The organism is Bacillus sp. GW823-FHT06A11 (genome assembly GCF_058795355.1).
In genome coordinates, this window is record NZ_JBXAHS010000001.1 from 52,329 (window position 1) to 77,675 (window position 25,347).

Annotated in this window: 17 protein-coding genes and 2 pseudogenes; 1 reads left to right on the plus strand and 18 read right to left on the minus strand. The window is 31.9% G+C overall.

From position 1 onward, the window contains the following. Positions 1–428 precede the first annotated feature (428 nt). The 11 genes and pseudogenes from AC1Q8L_RS00240 to AC1Q8L_RS00290 form a co-directional block, all read right to left on the minus strand. Positions 429–659, minus strand: a pseudogene (locus tag AC1Q8L_RS00240) (RNA ligase family protein); the annotation flags it as partial. Positions 660–802: 143 nt separating this feature from the next. Beyond that, positions 803–1,882 carry a Ger(x)C family spore germination protein gene (locus AC1Q8L_RS00245; protein ID WP_000832858.1) on the minus strand — a complete coding sequence of 360 codons (1,080 nt, stop codon included), beginning with the start codon at positions 1,880–1,882 and terminating at the stop codon, positions 803–805. A 2-nt stretch (positions 1,883–1,884) separates the two neighbouring features. Further along, positions 1,885–2,967 carry a GerAB/ArcD/ProY family transporter gene (locus AC1Q8L_RS00250; protein WP_000809705.1) on the minus strand — a complete coding sequence of 361 codons (1,083 nt, stop codon included), beginning with the start codon at positions 2,965–2,967 and terminating at the stop codon, positions 1,885–1,887. A gap of 20 nt (positions 2,968–2,987) precedes the next feature. Continuing rightward, a complete protein-coding gene (locus AC1Q8L_RS00255; protein WP_000802303.1) occupies positions 2,988–4,487 on the minus strand; it encodes a spore germination protein in 1,500 nt (499 codons plus the stop codon). A 361-nt stretch (positions 4,488–4,848) separates the two neighbouring features. Further along, on the minus strand, positions 4,849–7,254 hold the full coding sequence (locus AC1Q8L_RS00260; protein ID WP_000584292.1) for a PAS domain S-box protein: 2,406 nt from the start codon (positions 7,252–7,254) through the stop codon (positions 4,849–4,851). A 430-nt stretch (positions 7,255–7,684) separates the two neighbouring features. Beyond that, positions 7,685–7,912, minus strand: a pseudogene (locus tag AC1Q8L_RS00265) (hypothetical protein); the annotation flags it as partial. A gap of 20 nt (positions 7,913–7,932) precedes the next feature. Continuing rightward, complete coding sequence (gene hblB / locus AC1Q8L_RS00270) at positions 7,933–9,333, minus strand: hemolysin BL regulatory component HblB (protein ID WP_000976148.1); 1,401 nt, start codon at positions 9,331–9,333, stop codon at positions 7,933–7,935. Positions 9,334–9,708: 375 nt separating this feature from the next. Further along, the gene (gene hblA, locus AC1Q8L_RS00275; RefSeq protein ID WP_000591969.1) at positions 9,709–10,836 is read right to left on the minus strand and encodes a hemolysin BL binding component B; all 1,128 of its coding nucleotides are present in this window, start codon (positions 10,834–10,836) and stop codon (positions 9,709–9,711) included. A gap of 36 nt (positions 10,837–10,872) precedes the next feature. Next, positions 10,873–12,093: a hemolytic enterotoxin HBL lytic component L1 gene (hblD, locus tag AC1Q8L_RS00280; RefSeq protein WP_492339387.1), complete on the minus strand. Its 1,221-nt coding sequence runs from the start codon at positions 12,091–12,093 to the stop codon at positions 10,873–10,875. 61 nt (positions 12,094–12,154) lie between these two features. Beyond that, positions 12,155–13,474: a hemolytic enterotoxin HBL lytic component L2 gene (gene hblC / locus AC1Q8L_RS00285; protein WP_000850229.1), complete on the minus strand. Its 1,320-nt coding sequence runs from the start codon at positions 13,472–13,474 to the stop codon at positions 12,155–12,157. A gap of 1,454 nt (positions 13,475–14,928) precedes the next feature. Further along, positions 14,929–16,158, minus strand: coding sequence for a helix-turn-helix domain-containing protein (locus AC1Q8L_RS00290; protein WP_001097913.1), 1,230 nt, complete (start codon positions 16,156–16,158; stop codon positions 14,929–14,931). A gap of 429 nt (positions 16,159–16,587) precedes the next feature. Here AC1Q8L_RS00290 and AC1Q8L_RS00295 point away from each other — a divergent pair, with 429 nt between their 5' ends. Continuing rightward, a complete protein-coding gene (locus tag AC1Q8L_RS00295) occupies positions 16,588–16,716 on the plus strand; it encodes a peptidase (RefSeq protein WP_071714849.1) in 129 nt (42 codons plus the stop codon). 790 nt (positions 16,717–17,506) lie between these two features. Here the strand turns inward: AC1Q8L_RS00295 and AC1Q8L_RS00300 are convergent. The 7 genes from AC1Q8L_RS00300 to AC1Q8L_RS00330 all read right to left on the minus strand — a co-directional run bounded on the left by AC1Q8L_RS00300 (position 17,507) and on the right by AC1Q8L_RS00330 (position 25,241). Then, positions 17,507–17,695 carry an alpha/beta-type small acid-soluble spore protein gene (locus AC1Q8L_RS00300; RefSeq protein ID WP_000897404.1) on the minus strand — a complete coding sequence of 63 codons (189 nt, stop codon included), beginning with the start codon at positions 17,693–17,695 and terminating at the stop codon, positions 17,507–17,509. A 188-nt stretch (positions 17,696–17,883) separates the two neighbouring features. After that, entirely contained in the window at positions 17,884–18,501 is a 618-nt protein-coding gene (locus AC1Q8L_RS00305; protein ID WP_002094012.1) for a GIY-YIG nuclease family protein, read from the minus strand. Between the two features lie 165 nt (positions 18,502–18,666). After that, positions 18,667–20,082 (minus strand): amino acid permease, encoded by a 1,416-nt coding sequence (locus tag AC1Q8L_RS00310; RefSeq protein ID WP_000067460.1) that lies wholly within the window; start codon positions 20,080–20,082, stop codon positions 18,667–18,669. A 133-nt stretch (positions 20,083–20,215) separates the two neighbouring features. Next, complete coding sequence (proC, locus tag AC1Q8L_RS00315; protein WP_001041313.1) at positions 20,216–21,034, minus strand: pyrroline-5-carboxylate reductase; 819 nt, start codon at positions 21,032–21,034, stop codon at positions 20,216–20,218. Positions 21,035–21,358: 324 nt separating this feature from the next. After that, on the minus strand, positions 21,359–22,552 hold the full coding sequence (locus tag AC1Q8L_RS00320) for a Ger(x)C family spore germination protein (RefSeq protein ID WP_000790793.1): 1,194 nt from the start codon (positions 22,550–22,552) through the stop codon (positions 21,359–21,361). Then, on the minus strand, positions 22,549–23,640 hold the full coding sequence (locus tag AC1Q8L_RS00325) for a spore germination protein (protein WP_000628928.1): 1,092 nt from the start codon (positions 23,638–23,640) through the stop codon (positions 22,549–22,551). The genes AC1Q8L_RS00320 and AC1Q8L_RS00325 overlap by 4 nt, the downstream gene beginning before the upstream one ends. 26 nt (positions 23,641–23,666) lie before the next feature. Further along, complete coding sequence (locus AC1Q8L_RS00330) at positions 23,667–25,241, minus strand: spore germination protein (RefSeq protein WP_142317986.1); 1,575 nt, start codon at positions 25,239–25,241, stop codon at positions 23,667–23,669. Positions 25,242–25,347 lie beyond the last annotated feature (106 nt).

A 25,347-nucleotide genomic window follows, 5' to 3' on the forward strand; every position in this document is an offset into this window, starting at 1 on the left:
TTCCCTTCAAATGTATACACCAAGAATGAGATTTGATAGAAGATACTTGTCTTCATTTTGACTTTTCCAAAATACGAATAATATACCATTCGTTAATAGTCTGATTCGACTTTCCTTATTGAAACTGGAATATTTAGTAAAATGAATTAAACACGCAAATAACTTGATATCGTATCTCATGATTTTTAAGAATGATTCTGTTTTTCATTGTAGTAGTAAAGTTGTTTATCTCATATTGAATTACCTTTCATCTTTCTTACAAGCTCGCAATATTTTTGAAAATACAGTTTATAAAGCCGAGAATTATTATTTTTTGAGAGATAGCATTGAGGAGTTTTTCATATGCACTGTACTATACGGTACTAGATTCCCGTACAGATTTCATTTACAATTCATTGTATTTTCTCTACCGTTCACCAAGTTAAAATGGAATAAATTACCTTTTCATTATAAGGGCCCCGATATAACAATGGAACGTGTGCAAGGCCTAACTTTTTACACCATGCAACTGTTGCATCCCACGATAAACATTCATTTTTCTCATTCCATATTGAAAAGACATAAAAATAGGACGTCAGTGCTATATAGTGAATACTATGACAAGCATACACATTTTCACCACATATCCGCCAGCCTTCTGGAATTCTATACCCCATATTAGTGATATGGCTATAAAAGTATAAAAACTATTAACAAAGCATCTTAATGTTTATGAAATGCTTTGTTAATAGTTTCTCTTCTCCCTAATCTCCTGCGAGACTATATTTTTTTATTGAAATTTTCCATATCTTATTTGATTTATTTATTCTGTAACACCAGATTGGGTTACTTTTACATCAGCTGTTACACGAAAACGTAAATGTTTATAGGATTCTTCCCATTCTTGACTGTTCCATTTTCTTACGTGAGTTCTACCAAGCTTTCTAAGTCCTATAGGATCTGTGTCTTTTTTAATAAATCTCTTTATCAATGTAGTTGCTTTTTTTTCTATTTCTTTTTCCATAATTTTTTCTAATTTTTTTATTTCTTTAGGATTATCTAGATTTTTTGTTTTTGTAAATTCTTGAATTTCAGCTTTAACTTGAATATGAGCATTTACGAATGGATGCTTACTATTCCCCTCCATCTTATATTTTGTTCTAGCTTTTATATTCTCTATCGTGGCATAAGTGTTTGAAGAACCAGGTAGTTTGAATTGGTATGTACCTTGTTTAAAATTATCTGTCAACAATTTAAATACAAATAAATCTTTAGGGTTCACTTTATCAACCATTTTACATCTTTTAAAAAGTGCTATTCCATTTAACTCCAACACATTCCCTTTTTTAGATATCATCGGTAAATAGGAATCTCTCGCATCATCATCAAGTTGATTTAAAAACATAAAAAAGTTTGTTTTTGGTTGCGTTCCATTGTTCATATTTTGCTCCAGTAAAGAGGATAGATAAGAAGCAATTTCTTTTTCTTTAGAATAGTTCCCCTTTAATAGTGATTCCCCTTTTACATTTGTAATTGCTAAATAAATTGCATTTCCTACACTAGGATTGCGGTTCAAAGTCTCTAAAATTTCCTGCATTCCCTTTTCAATTATTTTTTCATTAAAAATAATAACACGCAATTGCCCCAACTCTAGAGGTCCAGAAGATTTTTCGGATGCTCTTGCAAGAACTTCTCTACCAGTCTGGCCTGATGCTGAATAGATTTTTGTTTCACCTTCCCCGCCTCCTTTATAAGCTGAAATCGCAAAGGTTCCTTTTAGCTTACCTTCTGCTTCAGTATCATATGCCGCAACTTGAACTAAATCAATGTCATCCACAATTTTTGTTTTAGCACAACCTATTAAGAAGACACCCAATATAAGGAAAAGTATCCAGCGCTTCATATTTATCTCCTTAACTTTATTTTGGCCGTTTGAATTAGCCATAGTACAGGTAGGTATACATATATATATACAAAGCCAATTTGACCTGTCCAAGTATTTAATAAGTTAATTTTATTACGGTTATTCAAGAAAAATGACAAAATAAAGATGAATAGGATGATAACTGGCAAAACATATTTTTGCTTTATTCCCAGTGCCTCTTTTATACCACGACTTACTCCCCATAATGTAAAGGAAACATTCGGTAATATAAAAAAAGCCCAAACAGAAACAATAATGTATTCAAACCGCTCTATAAAGGGAAATTGTATAATTTTAATCATGCTTAAATATGCCCATATCGCGTTCGCAAGTTGCTTTTCACTAAAAAACGCAAGAGTTAAAATCATAAGGTATGTGTAGACAATAGTCGTTACTAAATTTGCATAGTGCGCATATTTTTGAGACGTTCTTGCCTTTTTAATAAATGGATAGTACAACAATAACATTTCAAATCCAAAAAAACTAAACATATTTCCTTTCATTCCTTTCATAATTTCTAGGAATGAATGCTGTGCAATTGGAAATAAATTCTGGAAATCTGCATACTGCAAAGGATAAAAAAATGTGAAGATTAGAATGCTTGGGATAACGATTCCAAAGAAGCCGATTCCGGCAACTACACGAAATCCTCCAGTCACAATGTAATAACATAGACCCAAAAACGCCCCCGCTATAACCCAAGATGAAATTGAAGGAAACATCCAAACATGTACTACTTCGATATAAGTATGTAGTGTTGTTGCACCTAACAATACAATATAGGATAAAAAAATGAAGTTGAGCAATCCACCAATCCATTTTCCAAGTACGTTTTGATTGATTGCAATGATGTCTCCATTGCCCTGATTTAAAATCTGATATATGATCCAAATCATAAGATTAACAGATATTCCAAAAAGTAGCGTGCTAATCCACGCATCATTTCCAACTAATTTTGCACTAATCCTTTCAAAACCAAGCATACCAACTCCCATCTGTATAGTAATAATTAAAAAAAATACCATATATGGAGAGACTTGATACTCAATTGGGATCTGTTTCATAATGCTCCTCCCTGTTAAATTCAATCATCAAAATCATTTCTTGATAGTATTTTATTTTTCTCTACCTCTTCTGGATTAAAGCGAAAACGCTGTTTAGACCTTGAAAAAATAGGACGTCGAAACATCGCTGAGATCGGCATACGTATAATACTGTCTTTCCAATCTGTAGGGCGTGTAGGATAAAAAGGAAACAAATAAGGACGTCTTAATGATTCTGTACGTAATAAACGTGCTAAAAGCAAAGAGCTTGTTAAAACAATTCCTAATAAGCCCAATAGGTGTGCAGATATTATAAAAGGAAAACGAATTACTCGAATTGTATTACCAATACGATATATTGGTGCTGTAAATGAACTAAGAGCTGAAAGTGCAACAATGATAATAAGTACGTTACTTGTAAGACTTGCTTCTACCGATGCTTGTCCAATCACAATACCACCTACTATACCGACAGTTAAACCCACTTTAGTTGGTAAACGTGCCCCCGCTTCTCTCAGTAATTCAATTGTTATTTCTAAAAAAAGTGCTTCAATTAATGGAGGAAAAGGTACTTTACTTCTCGATATGATTAACGTTTCAAGAAGTTCTTTTGGGATAAGCTCGTAATGATATGTTAAGATCGAGACATATAATGGCGTCGTTAAGACAGAAAATATAAAAGCAAAAAGCCTTAATAGACGAAAAAAAGAGGCTATAATCCAAGGCATGGTGTAATCTTCTGTCGTAGAAAAAAAATCAATTAATGTTGTTGGAAGAGTGATGGCATAAGGCGAGCCATCTACAAAAAGTGCAATTTTCCCTTCTGCTAATACAGCTGCCACACGGTCCGGACGTTCTGTATTCAAAAATTGAGGGAATATAGAATTCGGGTTGTCTGCAATTAACTGCATCAAATAAGTACTATCCAAAACATGGTCTGTTTTTATTTGACTTACCCTTTTTATAATTTCTTGTAGATTTTGATCATTTACAATTCCCTCAATAAATACAATCGCAACAGTTGTGTTAGAGAGAGATCCTACTTTCAATTCTTTCATTTGTAAATAAGGTGTTGGAAGCTTTCTACGTACTAAATTTAAATTTACATCTAAATCTTCGACAAATGCGATTTGCGGACCCACAATATTATATTCAATTTCAGCTTTTGTAATATCCCTTTTTTCTTTCTTTGACACATTTACTAACAAACAATTTAATTTATCTGTATCGAACTGAATAAGTATATAGCCATTTAAAATACTATCCTGAATATCTTCCATTTGATTTGTTATTTTTGAATTCTCAAAAGGTAAGACAGAGTGAATATCTTGTAACGAATCGAAGCTCTTCTCTTTTATATAAGTCAAAACCTCTTCATGAAATATATTTACATCGATTAATGTTCTAAAATATGAAATGACTATAGAGGAATTATTAGAAGCAATTTCCAACGTTATAAAATCTTTAGATTTTTTTAGTAATTGCATTAATTCCTGCAAAGATTTTATAGAGTGAACAGGTACTTTTTCATGTGGTTTCAATTGATAATACCCTTCCTTTCAAAAAGAACCTATATATAGTTTTTAGAAATTTCTATTTTAAAAATGAGGGATATTTATATGTCAATATGCTCATTAAAAATAATTCCTTTTTAACTAACTTAACCAAAATTAGTTAAAAAATGTATTACAAGTAAAAAATTGAAATGTCTCCAAGAAAAATTACAATATTAAAAACATCCTTTCTTTTGGTTCTAAAGAAAGGATGTTTTTATAACAGTTTTTTTCAAGTGTCTATTCTATAGGGTACATTTACCAGTATTCTTCTCTTTATTATTTCATTAAGTAACATTAGCATTACATTTTGTATGGTTTCTTAAAAAATTTCAGTAAAAAGAATATATTAATTTTGAAGTGTACAAATAGGGAGCGTGACTTCAACTATAGTCCCCTTATTCACTTCACTCTCAATAAATACCTTTCCCTGATGTGTTTCAATGATTTTATAACAGATCATTAACCCTAAGCCAATCCCCTCTTCTTTAATACTATAAAAAGGTTCTCCGAGGTATGGTATACGTTCTTTTGGAATCCCACACCCTTGATCGATAAAACGAATACTTACTTGATTATTATCAAGTATATTTAATTGAATGAGAATTTCTCCTCCCATCGGCATAGATTCAATTGCATTTTTTAATATATTAACAAATACTTGCTTTAATTGATTTCCTTCACATGAAATCAATGGAATACCAGGGTTAAGATCGATTCTAAATTTTATATTATGCATCATTGCTTGAGGTTGTAGTAGCATTAAAACTTGATCCATTAGCACACTAATGTTATTAGGTTGCATTTTTACCACCTGTGGTTTGGCTACCGCCATAAATTCAGTTGTAATGCTCTCTATACGCTCAATCTCTGATGATACTATATTAATATAACCCTGATTATTCTCACTTTCCGTTGATTTTAGTAATTGCATGAACCCTTTCATTGCAGTTAATGGATTATTAATCTCATGAGCCATTACAGTCGCTAATTGTCCTACAACAGCAAGTTTTTCAGATTTTCGTAATAATTCTTCTGTTTTTAGCCGTTCAGTGATATCACGAGAAATACTTAGGAAAACTTTTTTACCATTTAAGTTAAAAACACGAACACTAAACTCAGTTGTTATTACTTTTCCTGTTGGAAAAACATATTCATCTTGCAAAGTGAAGGAAGTTTGTCCTTTTTTAATTTTTTCTAATAACCTTACGATCATTTGAGAATCTTGTGGTACTATATTTGAAAATGATAATGAGAGCAACTCTTCTCTACTATATCCAAACCTTCTACACCCAACAGGGTTTACCTCAATAAATCGACTTGGAGCATTCTCTTCATTCAGCTCTACTACATATACCGCATCAGTTGCTTGTTCGATTAGTGCACGGTACTTCATTTCACTATCTCTTAATTGCTGGTGTAATCGATGTCGTTCTCTTTCTGCTTGTTTTCTTTCAGAGATGTCTCTACATATTGCTGATAAAGCTATCACATTTCCTCTTACATCTAGTATAGGGGAAACTGTCAGACTAACATCAAGAAGACTCCCATCACTCCTTTGTCTAACAGTTTCTAATCTAGTAACCACAGATTCTCCTGTTAGAATTTTCTGAATATTTCTAAGCGATTCTTCCATTAAAAAATCTGGTACACAAGGTAATCTCTTACCTATGATTTCTTGTGATGACCACCCAAATATCTTTTCATAAGCTTTATTCGCTTGTAAAATATGCCCTTCTCGATCAGAAATGGTAATAGCATCTAGATTGTGCTTTATAAATGATTCCAATAATTCTTTGGTAGCGCTTAATTCTGATTCTACCTTTTTCCTTTCGGTTATATCAACTGTAGAACCAACAACTTCAATAACTTGTCCATTTCGTTTAATCGGCCTAAGCGCAATAAGAATAATAGTTTTATCATTTGGCCAAGGTAATTCAAATATAATTTCTTTTCCTTCCCATGCCTGAAGATAGTACTTCATCAATTGTGGAACTAAATGTGGAGGAACAATAGAAGCATCAATAGTACGTAAGCTTTTTCCTACCACCTGTTCAGAATAAAACCCGTTTTGATAATAAAACTGTCCATCACATAAAGTGTGTATAAAGTGCTTACCCACTTTTTTAAATTTAAAAATTCCTCCTTGAAGCTCATGTACGGTATCTGCAAGTTCTTGCTTCGATTTTTTTAATTCTCGATTCATTTTAGATAAGTCCTGTGTTAAATGATACAATCTCTGGTAGGCTTCCATAAGAAATAGCCCAATTAAAAGTCCTAACGCTATATATAATAGGCCTCCTGTGTAAAGTAATGTAGTATTAAATAATACGCCAACTAACCACTTTATTCCAATAAAAACAGAAAAATATAACGATGCACTTTTAAAAGGATGTAGTTTTTTAAAATAAGTTTTAAAAGTAGAAAATAGAATCCCCATACCTAAATAAGCAATCACAGGAGGTTCCCAATACCCTCCAGTGTAAAAGATGCGCATTACAATTATGCTAATTAACGTAATCCAACCAGCAATACGACCAAAGTAAATAAAAGATAGAATAAGAGGAACAACTCGAAGATCGTAGGAAAATCCCATGTATGGAAAAGAAAAGAACATTAACGTAACTGCAATAATCCCTCCATAGAGCTTTTCGAAATATCGACTAGAATTAATTGTAAACACTTGAATAAATATTGCTGCGCTAACTAATAAAGAAAAAATAGAAAGGTTGATGAAATAATCTTTAATAATCATGTAATGTCCCTCCTTGCATTAAGTGTATTCGACAAAAAAGCTAAAAATCCTACAAATTGTATAAACAGTTCAAATGTATAAATTTTAAACTAGGATAAAATCTGGAAAAGTAAATAAGGAGCACAGCAGATGAGATATTTTAATGAAAAATAGTTCAAAAAAGATAATAGTAACCGTTGACTACTATTATCTTTTTTCTTTAAGTTATCGTAATACGTATGAAATTCTAAGGGACGTGGTATGTCATTTCATCAAACAATGATTATATGCTGAGTCATGAATATAGAAACTTCAACAGTAATTTTTGAAAAATAACATAAAAAACAAAACTATCTTTGAAAATGAAAAAAATCTATATAAATGTCAACTAATCTATGTACAAAAACGTTCACTTAATTTTGCATAAAGTCACTCCACTTAGGAAGCTAAGTAGTTCTTCAAGGTCGATAAGAACACCTGTAGATGCTTCAGGATAACTACATAATTGTATGAGTAATGTACTTGAAACCTTTCGGTAAAACCATACACATAATACAACTAACTCCTTGGTTCAATATTTACTTTTTCGCTGAACAAATTCTTTTTCTTGAGCAAAATATTCTAGGTTATAAGGAGATTTTTCAATTAACTTGGTGTCTAGTTTATTCTCCAGCTCCAATTACTTCGTTACTTTCAGATTCAGTTCATTATATTTTGTACTTTGTCTTTATACACAACATATTCTTTACCATCCACTACTGCTACTACCGCAAATTCATCATTTGGATTGAATGAAAGCCAATCAGCCCACATGTTAGTATTAGCCCCTCCACTCCACATATTATGAACAGTGTTTTTAGTTAAATTCATAACTTTATAAGACGCATTTGGCGCATTTGTTCCAGTCTTTATTTCAAAAGTGTATGCGTTATGAATTTTTTTATAAAAGTAAAAAACGTTTGATGGACGAAGCTGATTCAAAAAATCCTGTTCTTTTTTCTCTGCAATTTTTATCCCTTCTTGCAAAGTGACAACATCTGTTTTTAATGTTTTCCAACTGTTTTTCGCTGCATTCAAGCTGGGGGTTAAGAATTTATATTTATTTTGATCAGCTTTTTGATCAGCTTTATCAATATGTCCCAGTACACCCGAATATTGAGAATCTAAATCCTCCCATTGCGTAGACATATAAGTAAGAGCAGTGATAGCACTATCAAGCATACTATGCATATCACTAATATTATGAAATGCAACTCCAACTACACGATTCAATGTTATTTTATAATCTACAGTCTGACGTAATTTTGCTAATTCAGGTTCTAGCCAACCTAACTTACCTCTTGCATCACCTATCATTATGCCACCAGCAATCAAGGTTGGAATAAAGGGGATTTTCACCATGTCTAAGCCCTTAGATTCTATGTCTTTCTGATATTTTACTTGTCCTAAAAGGTCCTCTAGACGCTTTTGGTCAGCCTCTACATCAGCACCTTGGTTTTTTAAAATCGATTGCAATGTCTCTTTATGACTTCCAAATGTTCTAACATCTTCTCCAATAGCATTTTTTAATTGAATTAATTCTTCTTTTAATGCTTTTGCAGACTTTTGATTTTGTTGAATTCCTCCCTGTAAATCTGTGATCCCTTTTTTTAAAGTATCTCCATTTCCAGTATTGATCGCCTCTACTAATGTTTCATAATAATTTTCAAATTTTGTATCGTATTCTATAATGCCTGTCAATGTATCAAAAAGCTGTTTTTTTACTTGTGTATTCCATGTAACAGCATGTGCTCTTGCATTCTTTTGATCTTGTACAATTTTACTAGGTAAATCTGCATTTCCATTAATAGTTATTCCTTCAAAACTCACATCTGGATTATTAATTAGCAAATAAGAATATTCATTCATAGCTTTTGCAAATAAACCAGCATCTTGCAAAGCTTTTTTCATCTGTTCTTCATTTGCTGAAAGAGATATATTTTCATTGTTCGTTTGTTCAATTTCAATTGCAAAAGTTTCTAGTGGTATGACTGCATAAGTAGTTGTTATAGTTAAAAACGCTGATATAGCGAGTAGTTTATTAGGGATTTTTTTCATCATTTCGTATTCCTCCTATATAAGGCATGGTTTCAAGTTCTAATCTTATTAAAAAGCGATGTCTTTCAAAATGATTTCTACATCTTTTATCAATATCGTTTGAACTTTCTTTAGCAGCCTTCAAATCATTAAGTATTAAAGAAAATGTATATAATCTACTTCAAATTAACCGATTCTGTTACAAATTTAAAAAAAGCAATTAAACTACAAGGTTATTTTTTATTCGAATCATACTTATATATAATTGAAAGGCGAAGTCTTTAATGAGACTCCGCCTTTCTGTTATATAAGGATTTATTAATTATTACTTTTCTGTTTAACAGTGTAATCATAGACTTTCTATGTTTTAGTTCACTTTACAACAGAATTAATATTTCCCTATTTTTGTGGAGTAACAGTTTCCACTTTTAATTCCTTTATTCCTTCTTTTAATGTAACAGCATCTGTTCGTAATGTTTTCCAACTGTCTTTCGCTGCATTTAAATTAGGTTTTAAGAATTTAAATTTATTTTGATCGGCTTTTTGAGCTGCATTCTCAATATGCCCTAGAACGCCCGAATATTGAGAATCTAAATCATGCCACTGCGTGGACATATAAGTAAGAGCGTTAATAGCATCATCAAGGGCCTTGTGCATTTCATTAATATTACTGTAAGCAACTCCAACTACACGATTTAAGGTTACTTTATAATCCACGGTCTGACGTAATTCTGCTAATAAAGGCTCTAACTTACCTAAATTATCCCTTGCTACTCCCACTATAATACCGCCAATTATTGGTAGACCCAAAATAGCGCCCTTCATTACATTAAACCCATCAGATTCTAATTGTTTATAATAGTTTACTGATCCTAATACTTCTTCTAGACGCTTTTGATCGGCATCAACATCTGCACCTTGATTTTTTAAAATTGACTGCAAGAGCTCTTTATTACTTCCAAATGCTCTAACATCGTGTCCAATAGAGTCTCTTAATTTAGTTAATTCTTCTATTAGTTGTTGTGCATACTTTTGATTTTGTTGAATTTCACCTCGTAAATCTGTAATCCCTTCTTTTAAAGTTTCTCCATCCCCTGTATTAATCGCCTCTATCATTGTTTCATAATAATTATCAAATGTTGTATCGTATTCAACAATACCATTCAATGTATCTAAAAGCTGTTTTTTTACTTTCGTATCCCAAGTAACGGCATGTGCCCTTGCATTCTTTTGATCTTGTACGATTCTACCAGGTAAATCTACATATCCATTAATGGTAATTCCCTCAAAATTCACATCAGGATTCTTAATTAACATATAAGAATAGGCATTCATAGATTTTGCAAATAATCCAGCCTTTTGCAAGGTCTCTTTCATTCTCGCTTCATTTGCAGAAAGAGCCGTATCTCCATTGTTCGTTTGTTCAATTTCACTTGCAAAAGTTGTTACTGGTGAAACTACATTAGCAGTTGTAATAGTTAATAGCGTCGATACAGCGAGTAATTTGTAAGGGATTTTTTTTATCATTTCATTTTCCTCCAATTTAGGTTTTAAATTTCAGTTCTACTCCTGTTTAAAAGCAATATCTTTTGAAATGAATTCTGCATCTCTATGAATATCATTCCAACTTTCTTTAGCGGCTTTTAAATCATCTGGTATTAAAGAGAATTTGTGGTCTTGCATAGAATCGATATTATCCAGTAAATCTGTATAATTTGCGCCCATTGTATTCCATTGCTTTTGAATATTTGTTAGAGACAATATCGCTTGATCTACAGTCTGATATAAATATGCCAATGTTTCTTTCGCGTTAGTAAGTGAAAGAACTGCTTGATTAGCACGATCTGCTTTCATACTTAATTCTCCGATTTTGTTAGAAATTTCATTATAGGAGTCCATATGCTTAGATGCTGTGACACCAGCCGCAGTTCCTAGACCGATACCAGCTGCACCAAGAGCCGAGAGTCCACCAACAACAGCCGGTGTTGCTGTACCGCCAGTTACAACAATAACTACCGCTCCTCCAATAGCTGCAATAACTAAAATAGCTGCTCCCAATCCACCACCAATTGACCATGCTAATACATCATCAAAATGTTTTTTCTGAGTAGAACGAAGTTGCTCAATTTCAGCTTGAAGTTGTGGAATCGTTGCCTGTTGACCTGCTAATATTGCAGTTAATCCACCTTTCCCATCTGGACCACCAACATTATTTTTAAAATCTGTAGAATTTTGATATAGTTTTCCTTTGAAGTCTTGTAGCATCTTAATCACATCTGTAACTTCTTTTGAATTTGTATTGATTGTAGTAATTAAATCATTTATACCCTCTTTTAGACCTGCCTTATCTTTCTTTTGTACAGTTTCTACTAATGTGTCGTAATAATTTTGAAATTGTTCATCGTAATTTACAATATTACGAGCAGTTTTTTGAATCTGTGGCTTCGCTGTATCTAACCAGTAATTCGCATTGATTCGTGACAGCTCTTGATTAAGGTGAATATTTTTGAGCAACTCTCCCCCCTCTGACCCTAAATCGATATTAGATAAATTTACATTTGGTTGCTTAATCATTGTTTTTGCATATAAATCCATTACTAGAATATGAGACCCTGTTTCAGCCAATGCTTTCTTCAGTCCTTCGGGTCCTAATGCATAATTGCCTACTTTTTGTTCTTGAGCGGTCGTTTCTTGTGCAAATGCATGAATAGTGTTACCGGTAGTAGCAGTTATAACAGTTGCTAATGTAGCTAAAGTTAGTACTTTGAATGGAAATTTTTTCATGACTATTCTCCTTCTTTCGCTAAATGCTTATAATCTTTATGAATTCCCCAAAAACGCAATATTAAAATTTATATACTTGTTCTTCAAGGTAACTTATTACATTTTTTAATTGTCTTAATGTATCTTTTTGAGACTGCTCGTTAGTTGTATCAACATTAGTAGATAATTTTGTAATGCTATTTTTTATTAGATTTAAATCTTCTTTATAGCGCTTTAGTAGATCCAGTTCTACATCTACTTGATTTGCAAACGTATGCAAATCATTTTGTGTAAGAAGAAGCATTGATTTTTGTAAATCAGCTATTGATAGTTTCGTTGTTAAATCATATATTTTTTGATTTTGTTTCTCTAAATCATCTAAATATGCTCGCTGTTCTGCTGTTAATTTATTTACTTCAGCAAAAACACCAAATGTTTTCTTAATCTTTTCGGTATCAATGACCTTCATCAGGTCATACTCTTGTGTTTTTGCTGCGGCTGCGGCTGCTATTTCACCTTGTTTGCTTTTCTCAATTGCTTCACGAGCTGCTTTTTTTGCTGATTCAATCTCTAGAGCAGTTTTACCTTGTTCTGTCGCTTCTTGCGCCGCTTTTTTCTCCGCTTCTAGAATAGAGTTGTTAATTTCTTTTCCTTTGTTATACGCTGCCACCCCTGCTTGAGCAGCTGGTTCAATAATTTCTTTTGAAAGACTATAAACTTCTTTGAATATAGCAAATCCCTGTTCATTTAAAGCCCCTGGTATTAATGCAATTTGCTGTAAATCATTTTGAATTGCTTTTTTGGTATTTAATATTTCATTTTTTAACTGATCTATTTTTCCTGTTCCATCTGTACTTAGTATGCCTTGCGCAGTTGCCACATTAGTATCAAAATCTTTTAATTTTTTATCAAGCTGTAATTTAAGATCTGTTAATTCATTGATTTGTCGTTGCGCATTTTCTTGATTCGTCATAGCCATTTCTTGAAGTACTTCAAGTCTATCCGAAAACCCTTCTCTATCTTCTTTATTGTCTACAAACGATTTTAATGTCGGGTAATAACTATTAAATTTTGTTACAAATCCTTTACTTTTTGAATTTAATAGAATTAACTGTGGATAGAGTTCCGATGACCATTCCTTCATATCTTGTTTGATTAGGAATTGATTGGTATTTAAAGCTGGGACTTCCTCTAGCTGTACATTAGGACTCATTAAAGATTGATCAATATACGTTTGGATTAATTTAGATTGCGCACCTAATTTTCGTAATGATGAAGAAATATCCATGTTTTCTTGTTGAGTTTCTGCTTGAACGATTGGTGTTGCGAGAGTATTGATAGGAATAGTTGCTCCAGTTACAATGGATGTTATTAAAAATCCTGTCATTATTTTAGTTTTCATTCCGTACACTCCTTTACCATTGTTTTTATAACTTAATTCATATAACTTGTACGACCGCTCTCTTTGTAAACTGGAGAAGAAGGAGAAATCTTTCAGATACGTTAATATCGTTGTTTTTTACTTCTAATAGGATGTAAGGATTTTATTTATCTCTCATTTCGATACTCTATTTTTTAAAATATAAATAACAAAAATTTATTAACTATATTTGAATCAGGCACCCTATGAGTAGTAAATTATTAATTCTTTCCTAAAGTTGCGGTTTAACTTACAGAATCGTGAGGATCAATAAACCAATGCTTACAGTTAATCTTGTCATAACATTGTTTAATTTCAATTTGATAATATCCCTCTTAGTTTTGTCAGCAAACTCCTTACTAGACAACAAAAGGTGAAATTATACTGTACATTGCTTATACTTTTATTGCGGAATAACTTCACTTTTGTTATGCAGAAACTTAGAACACGTTTATTACCAATTTGATTCTTGACCTCTCATAAACAAAAAGACTATTCAGAAAAATATTCCCAACATAATGTTACTTATAACTTCACTATAATTCCTATTAGCGTAACCTTCTCCTTTCTGTCTGGTCATACCAGTTATGTTGTTCATTAAAACATTAAATTTTTAATGCGTAAATAGAAAAATTTTGTCGATTATGCTCGATAATTTACTGCTAAATAAAAATATGAACCGAAAAAAATTATATAAATATAGTTATTTGTAAATTTCATTTCTGTAATTGTAATGATTACAAATTAATGTGTATACGGTTAAAAATAACTATTTTAGCTCAACCAAGAAATTTTATTTTAGAAAAAATACTTATAGAATAATATAATAGGTTTTTTTATACTTTTTTACCTTTATTTAGTTATGTATAATTGCATAAAATGTAGATATATTTAGTAATATATGTTATATTATTGATTTTTTTCACGAGATATCCTAATATAAACATTAATAAATATCTAATATGAAGATATTAGTCTATAAACTTATCATCGTTATAAACATAGGTTTTAAATCACAAAAAAGCTGCAAAACTTCCTTGGAACACTTTGCAGCCTTCTGTATTTTTATTTCCTTTAGCAAAATAACGGTTAGTGTATTTTTTCAAATTAACAATATGGTACAAAGATTTCCATTGAGCTTTTGCTCACATATGTGTTTATTAAACCTTCAAGAGCTATTTGTTTGAGCTGACGTCAGACTAGTGTTTATCTAAAATAAAACTATACCTATAAATTCAGCACATGATTGTTATAAAAATTGAAACTGTTCCGCTAACAAGATAATATCAGGTTAATCTCATACGTCTATTTGAATACAAGTTCTTTTTCTAGACAAATCACAAACTCTTTCTAGCGTAATAAGTTCAGTATTTTCATCTTTTGGGATACTTACACCCATGTTTAAGTCTTTACATTGGAGACAGTAGATAACAAGCTTATATTACTGTATATTTTTCACGGTACTGCCTAGGAGTCATACTAGTGATTTTTTTGAAAACTCTTATAAAATAACTTTGGTCATTAAAGTTAAGCCAAGCACAGATATCTGATAACGAATAAGTAGTGAGTGTTAATAATTTCTTTGCTTCTTCCACTCGTTCCCTTTGAATATATTCGCTTAAAGTAATTCCCATTTCTTTTTTAAATAGTTTAGACAGATAAGTAGGCGTAATTTCTAAATGATTAGCAAGTTCATTCAGAGATATTCCATCGTAAACATTTTTATTAATATGTTTTATACATGTAGTAACCGCGTAAGAATACTTTTTTGCATTGTATTCTTTCACACGATCTGCAAAGGTACGTAAAGCATCCCCTGACAATCGCTTTACAGATTCTACATTATCTAATTGTTCCAGGGTTTGTATATATAAAATACTATGAGCAAAAGCAATATCTGGTGGCAGGTTTCCTTCTATTGCATATCGAGTGGCTAAGGTAATCGCAATAATTCCAAGGTTTTTTTGATTCCTGAGCGGATCCTCTATTAGCATAAGTTCAACATCTTCTTGTGAAACCGCATACATATACTGTATTAACTTTTTTTTATTTCCTTCTTTAATAGTCGAAAAGAAATCATTTACTAATGCCATATTGTGCGTTTTAGGTTTGTTTTGTCGGCGTTTTAAAATATATAAATCCGGTTTCACAATTTTATTAGGAACTTCCTCTAGTACTTTATTTTTTTCCAAGACAATATCTACATCTAACTTTTCATTGAAAATCATGTAATGTAATAAAATTCCCATATCAATTAATGTAGTTTTTTTAATCTCAGATAAACACTGATAATAGGCAAGTCTTTCTTGAATGTTATCATTTGATTTAAATTCTTTCTGAAATTTTATGATCATATCATCTGAATCTTTTGGATGTATAGTAGGACCGATTATAATAGTCCCTTTAATATCATCATGATTTTCTATATGAATTAGAACAAAATTTTCAAGATAGTTGTTACTTCGGAAAAGTGGCAAGTTAAAGGGATCGTTTTCTTGATAAATATCAGTAAGATGTTCTTCTTTTGAAGAATAAAAAGGACTACAAACATTATCAGATGTAGAATGATATAAAATTTTTCTGTCTGCAGATAAAATATGTACAGGGGCATTAAATGCTTTATGTGCAAGATCACATAAGTGTTGTATATCGATAGAAGTATTCATTACATTCTCCTTTATAGATCCATAAAATATATTCTGTTATATATAATTCACGACAAATAATACTATAAAATATCAAATTAGTACAATTCACAACAAAATATTACTATATCTTTTTTATAAAAATCATATATTATTTAATTGTAGTTAGCATCTAAATATCAGAGTAGATAAGTAAACGAAATAAGCTAAGTTCTTTTCTTAATTCTACAAGATATAATTATTGAACTTGAGAAAACAGTGAAGTACTACAAAATACAGTGGTAGTCAATGCGAGGACCAAGCTGGAAAAAGATTTAAAATAAAGCGAAAGTAACAGGAGATACTGTACCACCGCAAGAAACAACAGTCAAAGTTCCAATTCAATCATTTATACAAATTGAATTCAAAAAATAAATACTGCTAATTTAAATATGAAACTGAAAAACTATTTTGCTCCAAATTTTAGAAAAAGATAATAAAGAAGTCGTGAAATCGGAAAAAGATGAAAGCGATACGGCTATTTTTGAAACACTATGTTTTGAAAAGTACAAGGTGGAGGAAATTCAAGTGCTCAATTAAACATTTAATTGAGAGAAAGGTCTTTTCATCAACTAAAAATAAAAATAAAAAACGAATGGAATATTCAAAAAATGACACTATATTACTGGTCGTAACATTAGTTTTACTTTCCACAAAAGAGGAAAAAATATAGAGACTTTACAAATACTAAGAATAGCAAACTAGATAGTTTTATTACCACATCACATAAAGTGAAACTTTAATCAGTGGGGGTTTTGTTCATCCCCCACTGATTATTAGCCCACACCAATCGGGCTTTTACGGGCAGTAAGACTCCCACCTAACTTCTTTGCTTCCGCTGAATTTTGAGGTGGGGTCTTACTGCCCGGCAAATAGCGAGATAAACTTATTAATAATTTCCAAATACAATAGTTGTTAATCAACAAAAAACTTCAATAACCAAGGTGCACAGTAAATTGACCTCAAATCAATAATTACTACAATATCAGGTTTTGCTTATTCTATAAAAAAGAAATATCACTTAAAAACTATTCCTTTATATCGATTTAGACATAAAACATTTTATTATATCGGCTTAAGTATTATGGAATTAAAATTACAAATAACATCAAAACCCTTTTAAGGGCTTATACATCGTTCGTATCGAATTTATCACCTTTTGATACCTATGTCATCAACACAACTAAAAAAGATTATTACAAAGGAATCTGAGAGGTTTTTTCAATTTCGAAATTTATTTTTTTGTAAATTAAAGGAAAAATAATCCGTATATATACGGATTATTTTCTTAGTGTAATCTGTATTGACCTGTTAACTGTTTTTCAGCCATTCAAACTAAGCGTTTTGTAATCTCTCCACCGATTCGAACCATTTGCAGATGATGTGATGTATCAGGTCCCAGTGTGACTCTTAGTTCAAAAGCAATTTCATACTTCATTTGCTCAATAGTACTTGTAGTAGCAGAAATAAGAATTTCATTTGTATTACTTTCGTATCTTTGAATATTTATAAATAACATGTGCCTAATTATGCTATTTACGTATGAGTAACCTAATTTCTTCTAGTATTTTTATGGGAACCCTTTCCCTCCCCTTATTCCACCAATTAAATTTGAAACACAAATGTACATTGCATTCAATATAACAATAACAGCTACAAAAGCAACGAATTAAGTACTTTAAAGTTAAGTGTTTAAGCTTGAAGTACTTAATTCTTTTTTCCAGATAAAGCATACATTATATCTTGATGCTTTATTGTCCTCTTATAATTATGTGGTATCGGGAATTTATTTCGGTGTTCTTTCATTATAATTAAAGTTTGAAGCTCTATGCTCAATACTTTTGCGAGAACATGATAGTTATATCCATTGTTTAACAGAGAAATTATGTCATAAAACATAGTTTTTCCGCCTACTAATTTTACTAATCTATTCTTTAACTCATCCCTTTTTTCTTTAGCTTCATTAATTTCTAACAACATGGATTTTTTATTTGTTTGCTTAATGTATTGAGTATATAACTCTGGGAATTCTTTTTGGACTTCTTTGTTTAATACTGGTTTATATTTAATCATATAAGTAACTTGTAACAATGAGCGTTTTAACAAACTATCTTCAATGAGATACGCTACTTTATTAAATAAATGTACATATTCCTTAATATTGGAATAACTATTAAAATGAGCTAATACTCTACTTTTTATACTAAAAGCCTTGCCTACATAAATAATATTGTCATTATAATCTTTAATGAAATAAATACCACTATCAGATTTTTTCAATTTATTATCCAATTCTTCTATACTCATAAAATGCAATTCACTCATACTTCTCTCTCCTTAGCGGTTTTAAATCGTAAAAAACAAGCAAGGTTTCTAAAAAAGTACTTAGCTGCCCTAGCATCTCTTATTTTATCTCTTGCTAAATGTCAAAAAACTGTTTCTATGTTACTCAACTATCAATATGATTATTAATAAAATTTTCGATCGTTATTATCTCGCAATTTTATCATGTAATTTCGAGATCGTTTCCTCATTTAAATTACTGTGTTTTATCGAATAAAGGAAATATATTACTACCCCAATAGTAATCCAAATACTAAAGTACACCCATGTCCTTAACGGTAAATTTAGCATTAAAAACACACAGCATACAATTGCAACGCATGGTAATACAGGTACAAAAGGTACCATAAATCCACGTTTTAAATTTGGGTGTGATTTACGAAGGATAATAACTGATAGACAAACTAACGCAAACGTCACCAAACTACCGATATTAACTAAATTAACTAATTCTTTCAAATCAATAAACCCAGCTATTATAGAGCTCCCTATTCCTGCCAATCCAGTTATAAAAGTGGGTGCTCCAGTTTTCTTATTAACTTTCGCAAATGATTTCGGTAACAATCCATCACGACTCATTGCAAAGAATACTCGTGTTGCCGCATACATATTGGAAAAAATAACAGCCATAAGGCCAATTACAGCACCTGCAGCAATTGCACCAGCGACTTTTCCTTGTCCTACAACTTCCATTACATAAGCCATTGCCTCAGGGACATTTAATTCTTTATAGGAAACCATTCCTGTCATAACAAGGCATACCATAACATAAATAATTGTACATATGATTAATGATGCAATAATACCGATCGGAAGATTACGTTTCGGGTCTTTTACTTCTTCTGCTGAAGTTGCTAATATATCAAAACCCGTAAAAGCGAATAAAATAGCTGCTCCACCCGTAAAGACTCCACTTAAACCGTATGGTGCAATTGGTATCCAGTTCATTGGTTTTACATAGAATATACCAACCGTAATAAACAACAAAATCATTCCAATTTTAATCGATACCATTGTATTATTGATTCGTTTACTTTCCCTCGTACCACGGGATAACATCCATGCTAATATCAATGTAATGATTACCGCTGGTAGATTCACAATACCACCATGCGAAGGAATCGTTACTAGAGCTTTAGGTATCTCTAATCCAAATCCCTTTATTAAATTGTGGAAATAGCCTGTCCATCCAGCAGCGACAGCCGCTGTTGCCACGATATATATTAACAGCAATGACCAACCTACTAGATGAGCAACAAACTCACCAATTGTTGCATATGAGTACGTATATACACTACCAGACGCCGGGAGTGTAGAAGCAATTTCCGCGTAACATAATGCTATAAATCCACATATAATTGCCGCAAGTATAAATGAAAAAACAACTGCTGGACCAGCATTTCTTGCTGCTACTAATCCAGTTAACACAAGAACACCCGTTCCAACTATCGAGCCTACCCCTAACATAATTAAATCAAATGCTCCTAATGTTTTCGTTAAAGTCTTGCTTTGATTATGCTCTAACAATTGTGTAACGGATTTCTTTTTTAGTAAATTACTCATATTTTCTGTATCCCCTTTAAAATAAGGTTTGTTCTTCTCGTTAGTGTTGTATATAAATTTACTTAGTTATTAACTAGCCTCATAATATTTCTTTTACATTAAATAGATTTGAAATATTATATAAATTCGCTTCTCACTTACTAGTTAAACTAGACATTTCCATAGATTTTTGCGTACAACGTTTCATAGCTGAAATGATAGCTGTTCTTAAACCTTTTTCTTCTAGCGTTACTACAGCTTCTATCGTCGTTCCACCTGGAGAACAAACCATATCCTTCAATTCACCTGGATGTATTCCTGTTTCCAATACCATTTTTGCAGAACCTAATACAGCCTGAGCCGCAAATTTATAAGCTTGTTTTCTCGGCATACCGCCAAGTACAGCAGCATCTGCCATGGCTTCTATAAACATATACACATATGCTGGAGAAGAACCACTAATAGATGTAACAACATCCATTAGTTTTTCATTTATGACCTCCGTCTGGCCGAAAATATTAAATATGTTCAGTACCTCTTTTATATCTTTTTCTGTAACCATTTCATTAAAACATAACGCAGACATTCCTTCTCCAACAAGTGCCGGTGTATTAGGCATTACTCTAACAACTTTCAACTTTCTACCAAATTCATTCTCAGTGCTCTTAATACTTTTTCCTGCAGCAATTGTTACAACGATTACATCATTTTTTATTTGATCTTTTATTTGGTTAATTACCGATGAGTATAAATCTGGTTTGATTGATAAAATTAAAATGTCAGCGCTGTTAGCGACTTCATTGTTGTTAGTAGTTATAGTTATGCCATATTCATTACTAGCATTTTTTAAATTAATGACATTTAAATCTGAACAAATTATTTGATCTGGAGAAACTATATTTTTTTTAATCATCCTACCTATCATAGCAATACCCATGTTTCCACATCCGATAAAACCTATTTGTTTATTCATAATAATTTGCTCTTGCTCCTTCTACTCTAAATTTTATTGATTTTGAAATTATTATTCTAAATAAGGGCTATTACAATTACTTGGTTTATCAATAGAATTTCAAAATTCTCCTTCCTATATAGAGCTTACATATACCTCTAATAACTTCTTTGCTTTCGCTGAATTTTGAGGTGTGAGTCTTACTGCCCGGCAAATAGCGGGATAAAATCATTTCTTTAATCTATAATAAGAAGGACATAAAAAAACAAAAAGTTACAAAAATTTTCAAATTAAAACTTTTATAACTTTTTGTTTTGATTCAAATATAATTTCAATTAAGGTATCTCATCGTTTTAAACTTGACGCTCCATAATCTTGTATAGTTACATTTATATGATATTTAATCGGTACTTTACTAAATGTTTGATCCCAATCTTTTTTGACTTTCTCCCATGTTCTCGGGTGTTTAATTCTTAATTGGTTGCCAAAACCCGCAATATCGACTTGATATTCTTTTTGTATTTTTTTTGTAACATGATGTACTAAGTGCTTTACTTCTTTTTCAATAGCTTTTTCTTCCTTTTTTAAAAATTCATTTTCAAAATCTTTTCCTGATTGCATCCAATTTTCAGACAAACGCCCTACTGATTCAATGTTTACATCAAAGGAAATATTATTTCCGTTAACATGTGGTATGATTTTGCTTTTTATTGACTTTATTTCGTATATAATGAGTTTCTTTGATTCTTTATCAAAAGTTTTTACCACACCACCATTCCTTTTTCCGTTTATCCATACTACTCCTTCCAATTCCTGTTCATTTAAAAAGCCCATCAACTTTTTTGTCTTCCCTTTAATTACAGCAGCTCCTGCAAATTTTGTTTCCCCTTTTATCGAGATTACATTTTGCAAAAGAAAACTGGACCCTGACCGCATCTTTCCTTCCAATTTAGCGAGCGATACAGGAGGTAAAATCCTTGTTGTTCTATTTCTATTATCTGCAATTCCAGACAAACGAAATGCTGGAATTTCTCCTTTTTTGTTTGATTCCAGTACCTCCTTCGCTAGCCCCTTGCTAATTAAGAGCATACAGCTAAGCCGAACTTCATTGTCACGGAGATACTGTTCAAGTAATTGTTCTAAACTGTATGTACGTACAAGACTATCACTAATAACAATGTTTTTTAAATGTGGGCTGAACATTGTGCTCTCTCTTTTCAATGAAAACTCACGAACAATTTGATGAATGGAATCACCTGTCTCAGAAACATTAATATAACGTTTTTGTTGTCCATTTCCTTTACTTTGTGCTTGCGAACTAACAATTTGATAAGTAGCTGTTATAAGATTTCTTTTAGGATAACCTCCTTCCTCATCCTCTTTCTCAATTGTTGAATCCTTCCCTTTATCTAGTGCTATACCTGCAGTTAAACTCAACTCTTCTACTTCTTTACTGCTCCAACATCCTGTTAAAAATAGAAGCAAAAGCGTCCATAACAAAGCAAAATAGAACCGCATATAATTAAATTTATTTTTCACACTACTCCTCCTTTTAATCGCGTAATAATAAGAAGAAGCAGTGGCAGTAAACCAAATAAAAATAAAGCAGCATTACCGAGCATATCCCCCAATTTAAGCAAGTCATTTATATTTTTCGAAGTCATAGCAATGATGTAAATGATTGGAATCAAAGCAAAAATAAACGGATGAATACTCTTTTTAAAGAGTTGCGCTAATCCTAATGCAGCTGCATAATAACTAATCGTATAGGTAGCAAATATTTGCATAATCCATATTACAAGCAGTAAAGATTCAAAACGTTCAAATATCAATCCAGAAATTTCAAAACTGCGCATAAGGTCAATTGTCGGCCATGTTCTTGTTACAACCCCATCAATTGATAATGCACCAATGACCATTACAACAGTTATTACATAAAAGATTAACGGAATAGAAATTCCAACTAAAATAGCTTTTACTGCTTTATTTCGTTGTTCCATAAATACCAAAAGAATTAACATAATTTCAGGACCTGTATATGCGAGAGACGTTGTTTTTATCCCATCTAATACTGGTTTAATTCCCAAACCTAATACGGGACGGAGATTATCTATCTCGAATATTCCGATGCTCATAAAGGAAATGATTAAAAAAATAAAAACAGTAATAGGAAATATTATTTCAAACATCCGTGCAATTGAATTAATACCACTCATAATCAAATAGAGACCTATCCACATAAAAGGCATAACAATAGCCCATGTGGGGGTTCCTTCGAGCAAAAAAAAGCTTATTACTTCTGCCATTGAACGAATTTGAAATGCTGAAGTTGTAAGAAAATACCCTATAATAAGAAAACTAAGCAACCTGCCTATCCATTTCCCTACAATATCTTGACTGTATTGGTAAAATGTTTTTTCTGGAAACTGCTGACTTAATTTGACCATAATTACTCCTGAAACCATTGCCAGTATTCCACCTAATATCACACTTATCCATACATCTGGTGTTTTCACTTTTTCCACAGATGCTCTAGGCAGAGTGAGAATTCCTGTCCCAAGTATGTAATTTACAATAATAACAACTGCCTGTGAAGTTGTTATTCGGTCTTTAAGTTTAGTAATCACTGAAGGCCACTTCCTTTCGTCATCAGCTACCTTTTGCGGATATTTTTTTTGGTATGCATTATTTTTGGTCGACGTCTCATTATTTTTAATGGCATGCGAACCATAAAATCTTTCCAGTCACTGAATCGATATGGAACAGCAGGACTGGTATAAGGAACGCCAAAACTTTTCAGTTTCACTAAATGACTGCAAAGTAAAAGAAAGAAGAGAATAACTCCATACAAACCAAATATCGCAGCACAAAACATAGCTACAAAACGAAGAATGCGTAACGTAATTCCTACACTATATTGTGGAATAGTAAAAGAAGAAATAGCTGTTACCGCAACAACGATAACCATTATTGGACTAACAATTCCTGCTTCTACGGCAGCCTGACCAATTATTAAACCGCCCACAATTCCCATTGCAGGTCCAATTGGTTTAGGCAGACGTAAACCTGCTTCTCGCAAAACTTCGATAGCTACTTCCATAATTAACGCTTCTATTAAAGCGGGAAAAGGAACTCCTTCTCGCGATCCGATAATAGAAATAGCGAGCTTAGTGGGAATTAATCCTGGATGAAATGAAATAAAAGAAATATACAGTGCTGGAGCAAATAATGAAACAAAAGCTGTCATGAAGCGTAATAAGCGGAGAAGCGTACCAGGAAGCCACCTTTCATAATAATCTTCTGGTGATTGCAGCAGCATACTAAATGTAACTGGAGCAATTAAAACAAATGGTGTTCCATCTAACAAAATAGCTACTCGACCTTCCATTAAAGCACTAATAACACGATCAGGTCGTTCTGTATTTTGAATCTGTGGAAAAGGACTTAGATAATTATCTTCAATGAGTTGCTCTATATAACCAGATTCGAGTATACTGTCTATGTCAATTTTCTGAATTCTGTTTTTTACTTCATCCACCAATTCTGTACTAGCAAGATCTCTAATAAATGCGACAACTAACTCTTTCTTTGCACGTTCTCCTACTGGTAGCTTTACTAATGATAAACTCTCATCCGCACAATGTCGTCGCAAAAGTGAGGTATTATCACTTAATACTTCAGTAAAACCGACCCGTGGCCCTCTGACTAATGCCTCCGATACTGGTTCTTCAATGTTTCGTTTATTTGCTTTTGTTGTACCAAGAATAAACACATCTGCTAAACCATCAATTAAAAGAGCTGTTGAACCTATCAATACTTTGGGTATTAAATCTTTTATGTAATGGACTTCTGCTACTTCACTAATTGTAAGAACTTTATTTTTAATATATTCTTTTGAAACAGTCCCCTCCACATAAGAAGATTCATTTTTATATTCATCAGAAAAATCATCCATTAGTAATTTCATAATATGTTTGTCAATTATCTCTTTATCTGATAGGCCATCAACAAAAACGATCCCAGCCTGAATATCTGTGCGTCCAATATTAAACTTCCGAAAGCGAACATCAGAATTATGTCCGATTTGTTGCTTTATAAGTTCTAAGTTAGAGGCAAAATCATTTGTGAAATGAACGATTGCATTTTGAGAAGGTTTATGCTCTTGTTTCGTTTTACTTTGAATATTATTTTTTTCCACTTGTTTGTCTCTTGACTTCCACCAACTCATTCTTCCCACTCTTTCTCTGACATACGAACCCAATGAAAAACTCTTGAGATAGTATACGGAATTAAAAACAAGATAAAAGCTTGTACAAAGACTTTCCAATCTGGAA